This is a genomic window from Streptomyces sp. SID14515 (assembly GCF_010548505.1).
GTDB lineage: Bacteria > Actinomycetota > Actinomycetes > Streptomycetales > Streptomycetaceae > Streptomyces > Streptomyces caviscabies.
Genome location: NZ_JAAGMH010000083.1, coordinates 1 through 15609, shown reverse-complemented (window position 1 = coordinate 15609; position 15609 = coordinate 1). Strand labels below are relative to the sequence as shown.

The window sequence follows — 15609 nt, the reverse complement described above, 5'->3', positions numbered from 1 at the left end:
CTTGGCTCGTCACCTCTACAGCTGCCCCCTGCGCTGGTCGGACATGGATGCCTTCGGCCACGTCAACAACGTGGTCTTCCTCCGCTACCTGGAGGAGGCGCGCATCGACTTCATGTTCCGGCTGGCGCCCGGGGACGGTTCGCCGTCGTTCTCGGGCGGGTCCGTCGTGGCCCGGCACGAGATCGACTACGTACGGCCGTTGGTCCACCGGCACGAGCCGGTGACCGTCGAGTCGTGGGTCACGAAGATAGGCGCCGCGTCCCTGACGATCGCCTATGAGATCAAGGACCCCGACCAGGTCTACGTACGCGCCTCGACCGTCGTCGTGCCGTACGACCTGGCGGCGGAGCGGCCCCGGCGGATCTCCGCCGAGGAGAAGCTCTTCCTCCAGCAGTACCTGGCAGAGGAGCCCGCCGCGGCATGACCGTGCCTGTGCAGTCGCTGCAGTTCGCCGACGCGAGGGAGGCGGCGGATCTCGCCGCCTTCCTCAGTCGGCTGCTCCACTACGACCGGGCCGCCGCGGTCCGGTTGCAGGCGGGCGGCGGCGACGCACTGGCCGTGTTCGGCCGTCCGCCCTCCTTCGAGGTCCTCGCCATCCGCACCGCCCGCCTGGACCGCCCCGAGACGCTCGACGTCACGGTGTCGGCCGGGGAGCTGCTGGAGAGCCTCGACGTCTCGGGGGAGGGCTCCGGAGAGCGGGGCGGTGCGCTGCCCGCCCCGGTCACCGGGCCGCCCTGGACCGGTGTCCTGCCGCCCCGCGGGCCCTGGCGGGAGCAGGCCGGGCTGCCCCGGCCCGACGCTCTGCGCGCCGCCCTCGACACGGCCGTCGCCGAGTTCCGTACCCGGGACGAGGCGCTGCCCGACGAGCTGCGCACCCGCGCCGAACGCGACCGGATCGGCCGCGAGATCTGGTCCCGGCCGGTCGGCGCCACGGACCTGCCCCTGCGCGCCGTGCACGCCGCCCAGTCCCTCGGCTTCCTGCGCCCCGACCCGGACTTCCCCGTCTCGCTGCTCTCCGCGGGCGGCTGGCTGCGGCTGCGGACGCCCTTCGGCTCGATCGCGCTGCGCCGCGACCCGGCCGGCGGGCTCGGTGGGCTCGGACTGTCGGTCGAGCCCGGCTGAACCGCCGGACCACCGGAGGCGGGAGACCGGCGAGGCCGATCGCCTCCGCCGCTACTTCTCCTGCGGGTCCGAAGACCCCTCCGGCGCCCCGTGCGCGTCCGGCCAGACGCCGATGTGGTCCTGTTCCAGCTCCAGCAGCACCCGGTGCTCCATGCCCAGCGTCTGCGTGTAGTCCGCGGGCAGCTGGAGCCGTCCCGCCCGGTCGAGCATCGCGTACTCCCGGGCCACCTGCGACTCCTGGCCCGTCGCCGCGTCCACCTCCGTGCGGCGCAGCACCTCGGAGGACGTACGGCCGTCGCGGATGGCGACCGTACGCCGCACCTCGTTCGCGACCGCCTGGTCATGGGTGACGATCACGATCGAGGTGCCCAGCTCCTCGTTGGCGCGCCGGAACGCGGCGAAGACCTGCTCCCCGGTGGCCGAGTCCAGCTCACCGGTCGGCTCGTCCGCGAGCAGCACGGACGGGTTGTTGGCCAGCGCCACCGCGATGGCCACCCGCTGCTGCTGCCCGCCGGACAGCTGCTGGGGCCGCCGGTCGCGGCAGTCCGCGATGTCGAGCATGGTGAGCAACGACTCGGCGCGGGCCGCCCGTTCGCGCTTGCTGCCACCGCCGCGCAGCTGCATGGGCAGGGTGATGTTCTGGATCGCGGTGAGATACGGGAGCAGATTGCGGGCGGTCTGCTGCCAGACGAACCCGACCACGTCCCGGCGGTAGCGCAGCCGTTCCTTCGGGCCCATCGACAGCAGATCGCAGCCCGCGACCTTCGCCGAGCCGGCCGTCGGCACGTCCAGGCCCGCCAGGATGTTCATCAGCGTCGACTTGCCGCTGCCCGACGCCCCCACCAGGGCCATCAACTCGCCCTCGGTGACCAGCAGATCGAGCCCCTGGAGGGCCTGCACCTCCACGCCGTCCGTGGTGAAGATCCGCACCACCCGGTCGCAGGCGATCAGCGCGTCGTGCCCGTAGGAAGGGCGGTCCCGGCGGGCCGCGGCCCGCTGCTCCAGCTCCGCCAGCGTCGTTCCGGCCGCGCGGGCCGTGTCTGCCGTCTCGGTGGACGAGGTCATCGGGAGTCTCCTGCCCTGAGTTCGGTGATCGATCCGCGGCGGCTCGCCCACCACGCCTGCACACCCGCGACCGCCGCGGCGAGCGCCACGACCCCGGCGGCCGGCACCCCCAGCGACCAGAGGTCGGTGCGCAGCGCGACGGGGTCGGTGTCCGATCCGGCGACGCCGGCGAGCGCCAGCGGAACCAGATCGACGCCGGGGGAGAGCAGGGCGATGGTCGCCCAGCCGGTGAACAGTCCGCCGCCCGCCGCCAGCAGCGCCTGCGGGGTCGCCTCAAGGGCCAGCAGCCGCCTGCCCTGTGCGGTGGTGAGCCCCATCGTGCGCAGCCGCGCCAGCAGCGTCTTGCGCTCCGGCGCGGTCTGGAGCAGCGACAGCAGGACGGCCAGCAGCGCGTATCCGGCGCCCGCCGCGACGGCCGCGAGGTAGATCCGCTCGGCCCCCGCCTGCATCGGGGTGTTCACATAGCGTGCGCGTTCCTCGGAACGCAGCTGTACGACGAACTTCTTGCCGTTCCCGTCGACCGCCGCGCGCAGCTTCCCGGGGTCCGGGGCGCCGGCGAGGAGCAGGGTGGTGGGCGCCCTCTGCTCCAGCGAAGCGGCGTTCACGATCAGGAAGTCGGTGGGGGAGACCGCGGCGGCGCGTGCCGTGGTTCCCACGACCTGGACCTGGAAGTCCCCGGACAGCGTCCTGATCGCGCGCGGCTCCTTGCCCAGCCGGGCCGCCACCGCCGGGGAGGCGATGGCCGACAGGACCCGCTCCCGGCCGGCCTTCGTGCCCTCGGGCAGCGGGGCGGAGGGGCCGGTGGCCTTCAGCCGGGTGGCCGGGAAGGCCGGCAGCCCCTGGGCACGGGCCAGCCGGGCGTACGAGGCGGGCTCGACGCCCACCAGGGCCGCGGTCGCCGCGTCGCCCGCGCCCGCCGCGTCGTCGGCCGTGCCCGTACCCGTTTCCGGATCTGTATCCGTGCCCGTGCCCGTACCCGTACCGGAGTCGTCACCGGCCGCCGCCTCCGGCATCGCCACGCTGTACTCGACCCGTACCGGCGCCGCGTCCCGCACACCGTCCAGGTCGCGCACCGTACGGACCAGCTCGTCGGGCAGCGTCGCCCGGTCGCTCAGTCCGCTGATCCGGGCGTCCGCGCCGACGGTCGCCAGCGCCGCGTCGTCCCGTGCGTCGCCGATGCCCGCGATCACCGAACCGCCGAACGCCGCCGTGGCCAGCGCCAGCAGCAGCGCCAGCAACGGCAGCGCCCCACCGGCCGAGGACCGGCCGGCACGGGCCAGCGACAGGAAGCCGATCGCCCCGCGCAGCCGGGCCATGGGCCGGGTCGCGAGCCGCAGGGGCAGCGGATACAGCCGTACCAGCACCAGCGCCGCGATCAGCGCGACCAGCACGGGCGCGCCGCTGACCAGCAGGTCGGTACCGCCCCCGGTCGACGTACCGCGCCGCCGCAGCGCCGTCACCGCGCCCACCGCCAGGACGAGCAGGGTCAGTTCGGCCACGGTCCGGCGGCGCGAGGGCCGGGCGCTCACCATGTCCTCGCGGGCACCGTGCAGCGTGGGCCGGATGTGCTGGAGCGTCGTCCGTACGGGAAGGGCGACGCACACCAGGAGGCCGACGCCGGCCGCGGCCAGCGCTCCCGGCCACCACCGGCCCTCGCCCACCAGCAGCACCGCGAGGAGCAGGCCGAGCGCGCTCGCGGGCAGCACGGTCACCGCGGTCTCCGCGAGCAGCCGGCCGCCGATGCCGCGCAGCGAACCGCCGCGCGAACGCATCAGCGCCAGTTCGCTGCGGCGCCGGCCGGCGATCAGGGCGCCGGTCATCAGCAGGACGACGGCGGCCACGGAGCCGATGCCGAGGGCGGCGACCGCGATCACGGGACTGATCGCGTCGCGCATCCGCGCGTTGGACTCCACGATCGTGCCGAGTCCGGTGGAGACCGCCGCGGTGTCCCCGGCGATCCCGCGCACCTTCAGCAGCCCGGGGCCGCTCTCCAGCGAGGCGATGACGGACGTCAGCCGGGCGCCGTCGGGGCCGGTCAGCGCTGTGGGGTCGGGCGGGATCCGCCAGAATAGGGCAGGCTCGGCCGCCGTGCTCAGGAGCACCGGACCGGCGTCCTCCGCCAGCAGGACGGTGCCGGTCCAGAAGTGCACCGGCAAGGGGTCGGTGGGGTCCGGGACCAGCGACGGGGTGCGCAGCAGCGGATCGGTGGACCAGTAGCTGCCCCGCGGGTCACGCGGAGCCACGATGCCGGTGATCGTCACCGTGATGGGTTCCTGGGCCGCGGTGAGCAGGGTGATGGTCGCGCCGACCTTCACCTTCAGCTCGGCCGCCGTCTCCTCGGTGACCGCGCCCTGCACCGCACGGGAGTCCGCCGTCACCCCGCCAGGAGCCGCCGGCCAGGCGCCCGAGGCCAGCGTGGCGTGGTCCTTCAGCCCCGACTGCGCCACATACGTGAGCCGCGGCGGCACCGCGTCGGGCCTCGCCAGCCAGGGCTCCGTCGCGACGGCCGGCTTCGTGGTGCGCACGCCGAACGCGACCGACGAGGCGTCGGCCCGCAGCGGTGCGGGCAGGGCCTTCAGGAGCGCCTTGCCGACCCGTGTCAGCTCGGGGCTCCGCGCCTCGGCCTCCCGCTGGTCCTGCGGCAGTTCGAGACCGGGCTGCGGGCGGGCGATCTCCACGGTGCTGCGGCCCGCGTCCGCCGTCAGGATGTCGTGGCGCAGCCCCTTCGTCTCGTACGCGTCCACGGCCCGCGGGAACGCCGCGGCGAGGAACGCCGTCACCAGCACCAGCACCGCGAGGGCCGCCGCCGCACCGGGCGCGGTGCGCAGCCGGGTACGTGCCCACGGGGCGGAGGCCGCCCGCTTGTCGTTGCTCATATCAGTGGTCCCCCTGGTGGCGCAGCGTGACCGCCGGGTCTCCGCGGCGCAGCGCCATCGTCGCGACGATCACGAGCGGCAGGGCGGCGACCCCGGCCAGCAGCGCGGCGACCTGCCCGGCGGGCAGCTCGACCAGCACCGGCGGAACGGGCCGGTCCGCCTGCCCGGTCAGCACGATCAGCGGGACGACGGCCCGGGTCAGCACCGTGCCGATGCCGAGCCCGATCAGCAGCGCGAGGGCGATCAGCACACCCTGCTCGGCGGCGATCATGCGGGCCAGCTGGCGGCGCGGCGCACCGAGCGCCCGCAACACGCCGAGTTCGGCCGACCGTTCTCGCCGGGAACCGGAGGCGCTGACCGCGAAGCCGACGGCCGCCAGCGCGGCGGCGACCACCGCGACGGCCGGCAGCGCCGACTGCGGTCCCGCACCCAGCGGGTCGTCCACCAACTGCTGGGCGGCCTCCGCGCGGACCAGCACCTGGGCCGGGTCGGTGTCCGGCAGGGCGCGCAGGGCGGCGGCCGCCTTCGCGGCGTCGCCCGGGGCGGTGCTCAGCCACCACTCGGACGCCTCGATCGTCGCGGTCGGCCGGTCGGCCAGGACCGCGGTGACGGCCTTGAGGTCCAGCAGCAGCGCGCCGCCGCTCGCCACCGGGTCCGCGGCCCCGGGCAGCGCGGCGGCCTCGGTGGTCGGCAGCCGCCGTACCGACTCCGCCAGGGTGACCCGGATGGTGTTCCCGGCCAGGGTGAGGTCGATCTCGTCGCCCAGCTTCGCGTTCGTGTTCTTCAGATAGGCGTCCGTCGCGACCGCCTTGACCACCGTGGCCTTCGGCCGGGCGGCGGTGATCCGCAGGAGGCCGCTGGTCAGCTCCCAGCTGTCCTCGCTGTTCGTACCGGTGTCGTACGTGAAGTCCGGCAGGCCCGACCTCCCGTTGCGGACCGGCGGCTTGCCCGGCCGCACCTCACCGAACTCGGTGAGCGTCATGGCCGCGTCCCAGCGCACCGATCCCGTCGTCGGCACCGGGCGTTCGGCGCCGGAGCCGGTGACCACCCGTACGTCGCCCACCGAGACCCTGCGCTGCTGCGCGTAGCGGTACGGTGCTTCGCCGTCCACCTCGATGCCGGTCACGGCCAGACCACCCGCCGCCGACACCGGTACGGACACCGCGACCGGGCGGCCGTCCGCGGGCACGGTGCCGGCCAGGGCCCGGTAGGGGAGGCCGTAGCGGTCCTCCAGGAGCACGGTGACCACCGGTGGCGCCGGGTCCGCGTCCGAGGAGGCGCCGGAGCGCTTCGGCGAAACCGTGGTGATCCGCACGTCCAGCTTCAGCCGGGTGCTGTCCTTCGGGAGTACGAGTCCGGGGCGCGGGGCCCGCTCCGGGGCGATGGTCTCGAACATCCGGCGCGGGCTCGTGTCGGCGAGGTCGGAGCGCATCAGCATCCGCTCGTCCGCGTGGGCCGTGTCCAGGGCGAGGACCTCGGCCATGCGCCCGCCGGAGACCTCCACGTCCGCCCGGTAGGCGGGGGCCGCCTGCCGCACCCCTTCCAGGGCGCTGTAGGCGCCGGCCGTCGCCGTACCGCTCCCGTGCCCGCCCACGAGCCGGACCGAGGCGCCGGAGCCGAAGTCCGCCTGGTCGGACTGCGAGCGGTCCCAGGAGGCGCTCTGCCCGATCGCCAGCATGCCCATCGCGACCGACAGGACCAGCAGCAGCACCGGCCCCGCCCCGCGCAACGGGCGGCGGCTGAACTGCCAGCCCGCCAGCGCCGCGGGCAGCCCCCGGCCCTTGGCCGCACGCCGTTCGGCGAGCTTCGCGGCGGGCGGCAGCAGGCGCAGCGTGAGGACCGTTCCGGCGAGCAGCGCCAGCGCGGGGGCGGTGACCAGCAGGGGGTCGATGCCGAGGTTGCCCGCCCGGTCGCCGCTGAGCGCCCCGCTGCCGGCCTGCCGGTCCAGCTGCCAGTACGCCACGGCCGCGATGAGCAGCAGCCCGAGGTCCGCGCCCGCCCGCACCGGGCCGGGCAGCGAAGCCGCCCGGGACCTGCGGCCGCTCGCCCCGGCCGTCAGCGACGGGGCCACCACCGCCAGGGCACAGGCAAGCGCGACGGCCGCCGAGACCAGCCACACGGTCCCGGTCGAGGCCTGTCCGACCTTCAGCCCGATCCGGGACAGGGCGCCGCGCTCCGCCAGCAGCCCGGTCAGCGGCCCCGCGAGCAGCGGGGCGACCACCGCGGCGGGCACCGCGAGCAACAGCGCCTCGATCGCGGCGAACGAGGTGATCCGGCCCCGGGAACCGCCCCGGGCCCGCAGCAGTTCACGCTCCCCGTCGCGCTCGCTGTTCAGCAGCCGGGCCACCAGCAGCAGGGCGTACGCGGCGAGCAGCACCAGCTGCACCGCGACGATCATCAGCGTGGAACGGGAGACGAGCAGCGCCCGGTCGAGCTGGTCGAGCACGGTGGGCAGCGACATCCGCGCGGTGACGCCGGACGCGAACACCGGTGCGGCTGTCAGAGCCTTCGGGGCCTTCGCCGACGCATCGCGCAGCCCGTCCATGGAGCCGGTGGTCAGCGTGGCGAAGTCGGCGGCCGCCAGCCAGGACGTCTCGCCCTTGCCGAGCGCGCCGGAGGCGAGGACCGAGGGGTCGGTGAGCAGCGGACCGTACGTCGTGAACGCGAGCTTGCGCACCCCGCGCCCGCCGAGCGGATCCAGCTGCCAGTACGGGTCGGAGCGGTCGGCGGCCTCGTAGACGCCGGTGACCAGGACCCGCTGCTTCTTCTCGCGCAGCCGGTCGGTGACGGTGAGCCGGGCGCCAGGCTTCAGCTTCAGGGCCTCGGCGGCGACGACGGGCAGCGCGACCTGGACGGGTCCGGCGCCGTCGGGGGCCGCGGGCGCCTTGCCCTCGGTGATCCGCACCCGGCTCCGGTCGAGGGCGGCGAAGTGGGTGAGGTCCGGCTCGCCGCGCCGGGCGGCCGGGTCCTGGAGGCTCCGCGGCAGCGCGTACGACCCCGAGCTCTCCAGCTTCCCGACGGTCACGGGCAGTCCGTCGAAGGCGTCGCGCGAGGCCTTGCGGACGGCGGCATCGGCCTCCGTGCGCTTCTCGTGGTCCACCGAAGCGGAGACGACTAGGGCGGCGGACGCGGCCGATCCGTGGGTGAGCGTGTGGCGCAGGGCCGCGTCGCCCACGGAACCTACGAGCGCGGTGAGCGCGGCCAGGACAGATGTGGTCAGCAGGACGGCGAGCACCGCCGCGGAGAGCAGAAGGCGATGAGCCCTCACCCGCAGTAGGACGAAACCCGTCACCTGATCCCCCAGCCCCGGAAACACCGCATGCGCACGCCCCCCGGCGTACGGGTGATGCTTTCAGAGGCAACAGGTTCTGGTAACCGCTTGCCGGTGCACCTTGATGCGATCGTGATCGTTATTCGGGGTTGGAACGCCGGATTCCGGAGTTGTCCGGTCACAGATCGTTGCGCTGCGGTCCGGAACCGATCAGTCCGCGGTGTTGACCATCGAGGCGGCGGCGTACGTCAGGTAGTCCCACAACTGCCGCTCGTGCTCGGGCGCGAGCCCCAGCTCGTCCAGCGCGACCCGCATATGGCCGAGCCAGGCGTCATGCGCCGCCCGGTCCACCCGGAACGGCGCGTGCCGCATCCGCAGCCGCGGGTGCCCCCGGTGGTCGCTGTAGGTGCGCGGGCCGCCCCAGTACTGCATCAGGAACAGTGCGAACCGCTCCTCGGCCGGGCCCAGATCCTCCTCCGGATACATCGGCCGCAGCAGCTCGTCGCCCGCCACGCCCTCGTAGAAGCGGTGGACCAGGCGCCGGAAGGTCGCCTCGCCGCCGACCTGCTCGTAGAAGGTCTGCTCCTGAAGCGTGTCGCGCGGAATCTCAGTCACCCGTCCATGGTCGCAGACGCACCGGCCGAGGACAGGGGTCCTAGGACCAAGGGCCGGGAACCCCCGGTCCGCCGCTCGCCCGCGCGGCCCCGGCGCAGGACAGTGGAGAGATGGGAGAGACGGGAGAGACGGGAGACGTGGGAGGCATGGGCGACTCGGAAGGCCCGGGCGACCCGGGAGACCCGGGTGCGTACCGGCAAGGTCCCTCCCCGCCCGTCCCCGACGCCGAGGCCGACGCGGCGCGGGAGGCCCTGGTGCGGGAGATCGCCGCGCGGGGCGGATTCGCCGACCCCGCCTGGCGTACGGCCTTCGCCGAGGTGCCCCGCCATCTGTTCGTGCCGTTCTACTACGTGCACGGAAACGGCGGCTTCGAGCGCGTCTGGGGCGAGGACCCCGACCCCGAACGGCGCTCCCGCTGGTTGCGCGGCGTGTACGCGGACGGGGCGCTGGCCACCCGGCTCAAGGACGGCGAACTCGTCTCGTCCTCCAGCCAGCCGTCCCTGATGGCCCTGATGCTCGACGCCCTCGACATACGGGACGGAGACACGGTCCTGGAGATCGGCACCGGCCCCGGCTACAACGCGGCGCTGCTCGCCCACCGGCTCGGCGATTCCGCCGTGACCAGCGTCGACCTGGACCCGGAGATCACGGAGTCGGCCCGCGCCCACCTCGCCGCGGCCGGATACCGCCCGACGGTGATCACCGGCGACGGGGCCCGGGGCTGCCCGCAGCGCGCCCCGTACGACCGGATCATCGCGACCTGCACCCTGCCGGCCGTACCGCAGAGCTGGCCGGAACAGTGCCGTCCGGGGGCGCGGATCCTCGCGCCGCTCGCCACCGGCCTGGTCTCGCTCCAGGTCCGTGCGACGGCGCACGGACCGCGCGCCGAGGGGCACTTCCTGCACACCCCGGCGTACTTCGTGCCCCTGCGCGGGGCGCTCCCGCTGCCCGGCGGTCTTCCGTATCTCGGCGGACTGCCGCGCCGGGTGGCCGGGGACGACCTCTTCCGCTTCCTCCTGACCCTGACCGCGGGCACCCTCGATCCGCACGAGGCCCTCTCCCTCTGGGAGCGCGAGGAGCGCCCGCAGCGGGAGAGGTACGGCATCACGGTCGGCCAGGGCCGGCAGTGGGCCTGGCTCGACGACCCGCAGGGCCCGTACACCTGGCCGCTCGCCACCGGGTGAGGCGGCGAGCGGCCAGGTGTACGAGGTGGTGCGTGCGGCGGTGTGCGCTCAGTCCCGGCGGACCGTGATCGTCGTCCATGCCCCGACGTGCACCTGGTCGCCGTCCTGCAGCGGTACGGGGACGTAGGGCTGGATCGGCTCCTCGGCGCCGTTCAGCGTGGTGCCGTTGGTGGAGTTCTGGTCGACGACCGCCCAGCCGCCGTCGGGCTGCTGGACCAGCACCGCGTGCTGGTGCGAGACGCCCGGGTCCTCCGGGGGCACCGACAGATCGACGTCGGGGGACTCGCCGGTGCTGTGCCGGCGACGCCCGATGGTGATCTGGCTCCCGGTGAGCGGAAGACGCTGCTCCGGGGAGTACGCGGGCAGGTTCAGCCCGGTCGCCTCGGGGCCGCTGCGCTGCATCATCGCGAGGAAGTACGCGCGGTCCGGGGCGATCACGGCGGTCCAGGAGGTGGACTGCTGAGGCCGGCCCTGGCCGGGAACCCCGCCGTGCTGTTGACCCTGGTCGTAACCCTGGTCCTGGCCGTGCTGCTGCCCCTGGTCGTAGCCCTGCCCCGGGTCCTGGCCCTGGCTCTGCTGGCCCTGGTGGGGGCCCTGGGGCTGCTGGAACTGCTGGGGCGGCTGCGGCGGCCGGCTCTGCGAAGGCGGCGGCAGCATCCAGTCGTCCCCGCCGCCGGTGTGCCCCGACGGCTGCGGCGGCGCGGGCGGCGCCGACTGCTGTTGCTGCTGCGGAGGCGCGAAGGGCGAGGCCTGCTGCGGCTCGAACGGCGAGTGCGTCGAGGGCCCCGCCTGCTGCTGCGGAGGCGGCTGGTGCCCCTGCTGCTGGAACGAGGGCGGCGGCGGGGGGCCCTGCTGCTGGAACGACGGCGGAGGCCCGCCCTGACCGCCGTTGCCGCCCTGTCCGCCGTTTCCGTGCGGACCGTTCTGCTCGGGAGCGAGCGGCTCGGCGGGGCGGTTCATCTGCGAGGGGCGCGAGCCCTGGTAGTCGAACGGGTCGCGCGGCTGCGGCGCACCGGGCGGACCGCCCTGCGCGCCGGGACCGCCCTGGCCGCCGGGTCCGGGCTGACCACCGGGGCCCTGCGCCTGGAATCCGGGCGGCAGATTGAGGCCGGGCGGAGGACCGCTGGGCGTGCCGTGCTGCGGGGCCAGCGGGGTGTACGAGGTCGCCGTGTTGGTGAGGAAGTTCCAGCGGCACTCCTCGCAGTACGGAGCCATCGCCTCACGCGGCGTACGGCACTGCGGGCAGAGCTCCGCCTGCATGGTGGGCTGGCCACCGTCGGAACCCGGCTGCGGGTAGCCGTAACCGGGCGCTGGCGGCGGCGGAGGAGGCGGGGGCACGGCACCCGCGGGCGCCATGCGGTGTCCGCAGACCTCACACCAGTCCTCGGAACCCGACTGGTGTCCGTTCGGGCAGGTCGGCATGTCGGCGCTTCCCCCTCTCCTCTTCCGGCCGCGGAGGCCGCATGCTGTCGATCGCGGCGCATGTCCGCGAGGTGATCGAGTGGTGATCGTGTGGTGCTACTTCTTGACGCGAACGGTCTTGGTGGAGCGCGTTTCGAGGGTCATCTCGTCCGCTTCCGCGACCTTCGCCTTCAGTCGCACAGTACCTGTCGCGGCATCGACGACGTCGACCACCTTCGAAAGCAGCTTCGCGGTGTCCTGGTTCCCGGACGCCGACGCCAGCTGCACCGCACGGCCCAGCTTCGCCGTCGCGCCGTCGAAGTCGCCCGACTTGCGTGCGTCCAGCCCCTGCTGGATGACTTGTGCCAGTTCCGCCTGGCCCGTGTAGTGCGCGACCTGCGGATTGATCGAGGTCGACGCCACCATGTCGTCCGTCCACACGGCCCGGACGAGCCCCTGCGACAGGGTCTGCGGGGCGCCCGCGCCCGAGGGGTCGGGCAGGATCAGCGAGACCCGGGCGGCCAGCATCTCCTGGCCGATCCCGGCCTCCGGCACCAGGACGCACACGTGGTAGTCGCGGGACTCGTCGCCCCAGGAACCGGTCGGGTAGTCCCCGGCCCGGGGGCCCGCCTCGGTGCGCCGCCCGGTCAGATCCGCGACCGTGGGCGCGACCTGCTTCACGAACCGGATCTCCACCCCCACCGGCGTCCAGAGCCGCAGCGCAACGTCCGCGACCTCCTTGCCCATGGCGTTCTCCATCATCCGCGTGAAGTCCGCGGCCAGGCCCGCCGGGTCGGCGACGATGTCGGCCGTGCCGAGGAGGGCGGCGGCGATGCCGGTGACCTCCTTCACCTCCCAGTCGGTGCCCACCCCGCGGGCGTCGCAGGTGAACCGGCCGGCGCAGGAGTCCAGGGCCGCCCGCAGATCCTCCGGCGACTCGTGCTCGTTGCGGCCGTCGGTCAGCAGGATGCCGTGCCGGATGGACACGTCAGCGGAGTTCAGCAGCCGGTCGGCCAGCCGCAGCCAGGTGCCGATCGCGGTGCCCCCGCCCGCGCTCAGCTTCCGCAGGGCGTCCTTGGCCTGGGCCTTCGTCTGTACGTCGGCGACCGCGAGCCGCCCGTTGCCCGGATAGACGTCCTTGGCCACGTGCGTCCCCGCGACCACCGCGAACCGGGTGCCATCGCGCAGCGTGTCGATGGCCGCCGCCGTCGCGTCGCGGGCGTTGCGCATCTTCGTCGGCGGATAGTCCATCGAGCCGGAACAGTCGACCATCAGCACCACGGCCGCGTCGGGGGACGGCACCGGTACGTACGCGGGCGAGGTCGACGCACCCGCCAGCGGTATGCCGCCGGTGGTGCCGCCGCCGGTCGAGGTGACGGTGACGATCGCGTTGACCTCACGGCCGCCCTCGGGCAGGAACTCGTTCTGATACACCTCGACGGAGAACTGCGGCACGTTCGACTTGGAGAAGTTGGCCATCTGGTCGGCTCCTTGAGGGTTAAGCGGTTTCGCAGGCCGATCCTGCCCCTTGCGGCCGTACGGCGAACGGCAGAAGCGCCACTGTTACGTTGTCGTGGCCCCCGCCGTCGAGCGCGTGGCCGACGAGCACCTGGGCGGCGTGCAGCGGTCGTTCCTGGGCGTCTGCCGGGACGGCGGCGGCCATCTCCTCGGCGGATTCCGCGTAGTTCCACAGGCCGTCCGTGCACACGACCACCAGGCCCGGCCGGTCCGGCTTGAACGCGGCGGTGTGCGGCTCCAGTTCGTACGAGTCGGCGCCGAGCCAGCCGGTGATGGCGTGGGCGCGCTCGTCCGCGTACGCCTCCGCCTCGTTCATCAGGCCGGCCGCCACCATCTGCGCGGCCCAGGAGTCGTCCTCGGTGAGCCGGGCGGTCGGCTGGGTCCGGTCCTCCGGCACCCAGTAGACCCGGCTGTCGCCGACCCAGCCGACGACCAGCAGACCGCCCGCCGTGATCGCGCCGACCAGGGTGCAGGCCGGGGCGTTCTGATGGCGGGGCGCGTCGTGCTCCATCGCCCCGGCCGGCTCCTGCGCCAGGGCGTTGACCGCCTCGGACGCGACGACGATCGCCTCGTGCATCGCCTGCTGCGGATGCGTACCGCGCGGCAGGGACTCCAGCAGCGCCTCGTTGGCGGCGCTCGCGGCGGCCGCGGACGCCTCGTCGGGGCGGCTCGCCGAGGAGACGCCGTCGCAGACGATCGCGACGACGGCGGGCGAACCGTCGGGCAGCGCGGTCGAGGACACCGCGAAGGAGTCCTCGTTGCGGTGGTGGCGCAGGCCCCGGTCGCTGACGGCGGCCACCGCGTCGAGCTCCTGCTCCATGTGGTCGCGCTCACGGGGCTGGGCGTGCCCGCAGTTCTCGCAGTAGCCGTCGGGGTCCACCCGGCCGGAGCGGCAGGCCACACAGACCTTCGCCCCGGGGGCCGGAGCGGCGGCGGGCGCGGCGGCGTGCTCCGCCGTACGGGGATCGGGCGCGGCCAGCGCGAAGTCACCGGAATCCGCCGCGTCGCCCGGAGCCGCCCGGTCGTCGTGGCGCACCGGCACGGGCCCGGCCGCCTGACCGCCCGCCGGCCGGTCCACCGCGCCCCGGCCCGACGCCGGCTCCTGACCGTGCTCCGGCTCGGCCAGCGGCCTGCCGCCCGAGTCCGTCCCCGGCAGGTCCGCCGGATGGTGCACGGGCGCGGGCACGTCCGAACTGTCGGTCTCCGCTGCGGCGGGCCACTGCACCGCCCCGGCGGCCGGGGCGGCCGGGGGCACGGTGATGGCCATCGTGGGCCGGTCGTCGGGGCGCGCCGGAACGGCCGAGAGGTCGTAGCCGCACGCCCCGCAGAACAGGTCGCCCGTATCCAGCGGCTCCTCGCAGCCGGGGCACTTCGACAGGGCGGGCTGCTGGTGGCTCTGAGACATCTTCACACCCACGTCCGGGGGCGGAAACGGTTGGCCCGCTCCACCAGTTCGATCCTCTCGTCGCCCCGCTGCGCGAGCCGGGCGAGCATCCGGTACGAGCGCTCCAGCCCGAACCGCAGCCCCCGCTCGTTCAGTTCGGCGCCGAGCAGCTTGCGTGCGTCCGGCGAACCGGCGGCCGGTCCGCCCAGCCCCGGGACACCGGGACTACCGGAGAGTACCCAGTCCAGTGCCTTGCCCAGTACCTCGGTCGACAACTGCTCGTGGCGCACCGGGTCCAGGCCGAAGGCGGCCAGCGCCGCCACCTGGATCCCGGCGGCCGTCAGGTCGACCAGCAGCGGCTCCCGGTGCGAGCGCTCGCGCAGCCGCGCCCGGACGGCGGCGACCCGGGCCGCCGTGTAGTGGATCGAGGCCTCCGGCACCGACTCCAGGGTGCTCACCGCCGCGGCCCGCTCCCCGGCGGCGATCTGCACCCGGGCCAGGCCGAACGCGGCGCTGACGAAGCCCGGATCGGTCGCCCACACCAGGCGGTAGTACTCGGCGGCGTTGTCCAGCTGACCCAGCACCTCCGCGCAGATCCCGAGCGCCAGCTTGGGCGCCATCTCGCCGGGGAACGCGTCGTAGACCGCGTCGAAGGAGAGCGCCGCCGTCTCGTGGTCGCCGGTCACCAGCGAGGTGACGCCCCGATACCAGACGACCCGCCAGTCGTCCGCGTGTTCACCCTCCAGGGTGGTCAGCGCACGCGCGGCCGAATCCAGCTCCCGCATCTCCAGCCGGGCCCGCAGCTCCCGCAGCCGGGTCTCCAGCGAGGGGGCCGGCACCGTGTGCAGGGCGGTGATCAGCTCGGCCGGGGCGGAGGCCATCAGACCGGCGAGGAAACCGGCGTTCGGGTCCATCGCGTCGACCCGGGGGACCGGCAGCGCCAGCGAGGTGGCCCGGGTGTCGAACAGGGCGAGCCGGACACCTCCGGCGGTCGCCCCGAAGGGACCGTACGGGGCGGTCGCGACGTACGGTCCGTCCGTGCCGCCCTGCGCCTGCTCCGCCGCCCGGGGCGCCGGAACCGGAACCTGCGCCGGGGGAGCGTACGCGAGCGGCGCGCCGCCCTGCGCGGAGCCCCGGACATGGGTCGGCGGCGCCGCCAGCGGAGCGGCCCCC

General features: G+C 74.6%; 11 protein-coding genes. 3 read left to right on the top strand and 8 right to left on the bottom strand.

What is annotated here, in order from left to right:
- Nucleotide 1: 1 nt before the first annotated feature.
- Both G3I54_RS18010 and G3I54_RS18005 read left to right on the top strand, forming a co-directional pair.
- Nucleotides 2-424: a thioesterase family protein gene (locus tag G3I54_RS18010; protein WP_007448086.1), complete on the top strand. Its 423-nt coding sequence runs from the start codon at nucleotides 2-4 to the stop codon at nucleotides 422-424.
- A complete protein-coding gene (locus tag G3I54_RS18005) occupies nucleotides 421-1122 on the top strand; it encodes a hypothetical protein (RefSeq protein WP_164615881.1) in 702 nt (233 codons plus the stop codon). The genes G3I54_RS18010 and G3I54_RS18005 overlap by 4 nt, the downstream gene beginning before the upstream one ends.
- Before the next feature lie 51 nt (nucleotides 1123-1173).
- Here G3I54_RS18005 and G3I54_RS18000 read toward each other — a convergent pair whose 3' ends face one another.
- From G3I54_RS18000 to G3I54_RS17985, 4 genes are all read right to left on the bottom strand, one after another.
- Nucleotides 1174-2187, bottom strand: a complete 1014-nt coding sequence (locus G3I54_RS18000; protein WP_164615880.1) for an ABC transporter ATP-binding protein — start codon at nucleotides 2185-2187, stop codon at nucleotides 1174-1176.
- Nucleotides 2184-5063: an ABC transporter permease gene (locus G3I54_RS17995; RefSeq protein ID WP_164615879.1), complete on the bottom strand. Its 2880-nt coding sequence runs from the start codon at nucleotides 5061-5063 to the stop codon at nucleotides 2184-2186. Before G3I54_RS17995 ends, G3I54_RS18000 begins: the two co-directional genes overlap by 4 nt.
- Nucleotide 5064: 1 nt before the next feature.
- Nucleotides 5065-8355, bottom strand: coding sequence for an FtsX-like permease family protein (locus tag G3I54_RS17990; RefSeq protein ID WP_164615878.1), 3291 nt, complete (start codon nucleotides 8353-8355; stop codon nucleotides 5065-5067).
- Between the two features lie 189 nt (nucleotides 8356-8544).
- On the bottom strand, nucleotides 8545-8949 hold the full coding sequence (locus G3I54_RS17985) for a globin (protein WP_030077640.1): 405 nt from the start codon (nucleotides 8947-8949) through the stop codon (nucleotides 8545-8547).
- A gap of 146 nt (nucleotides 8950-9095) precedes the next feature.
- Here G3I54_RS17985 and G3I54_RS17980 point away from each other — a divergent pair, with 146 nt between their 5' ends.
- On the top strand, nucleotides 9096-10133 hold the full coding sequence (locus G3I54_RS17980; protein WP_164615903.1) for a methyltransferase domain-containing protein: 1038 nt from the start codon (nucleotides 9096-9098) through the stop codon (nucleotides 10131-10133).
- Nucleotides 10134-10181: 48 nt separating this feature from the next.
- Here G3I54_RS17980 and G3I54_RS17975 read toward each other — a convergent pair whose 3' ends face one another.
- From G3I54_RS17975 to G3I54_RS17960, 4 genes are all read right to left on the bottom strand, one after another.
- On the bottom strand, nucleotides 10182-11555 hold the full coding sequence (locus G3I54_RS17975; protein ID WP_164615877.1) for an FHA domain-containing protein: 1374 nt from the start codon (nucleotides 11553-11555) through the stop codon (nucleotides 10182-10184).
- 96 nt (nucleotides 11556-11651) lie between these two features.
- Nucleotides 11652-13013: a VWA domain-containing protein gene (locus tag G3I54_RS17970; RefSeq protein ID WP_164615876.1), complete on the bottom strand. Its 1362-nt coding sequence runs from the start codon at nucleotides 13011-13013 to the stop codon at nucleotides 11652-11654.
- A gap of 19 nt (nucleotides 13014-13032) precedes the next feature.
- Nucleotides 13033-14457: a protein phosphatase 2C domain-containing protein gene (locus G3I54_RS17965; RefSeq protein ID WP_164615875.1), complete on the bottom strand. Its 1425-nt coding sequence runs from the start codon at nucleotides 14455-14457 to the stop codon at nucleotides 13033-13035.
- A gap of 2 nt (nucleotides 14458-14459) precedes the next feature.
- Nucleotides 14460-15609, bottom strand: a 1150-nt coding sequence (locus G3I54_RS17960; RefSeq protein ID WP_239144419.1) for a tetratricopeptide repeat protein, incomplete at its 5' end; no start/stop codon positions are given.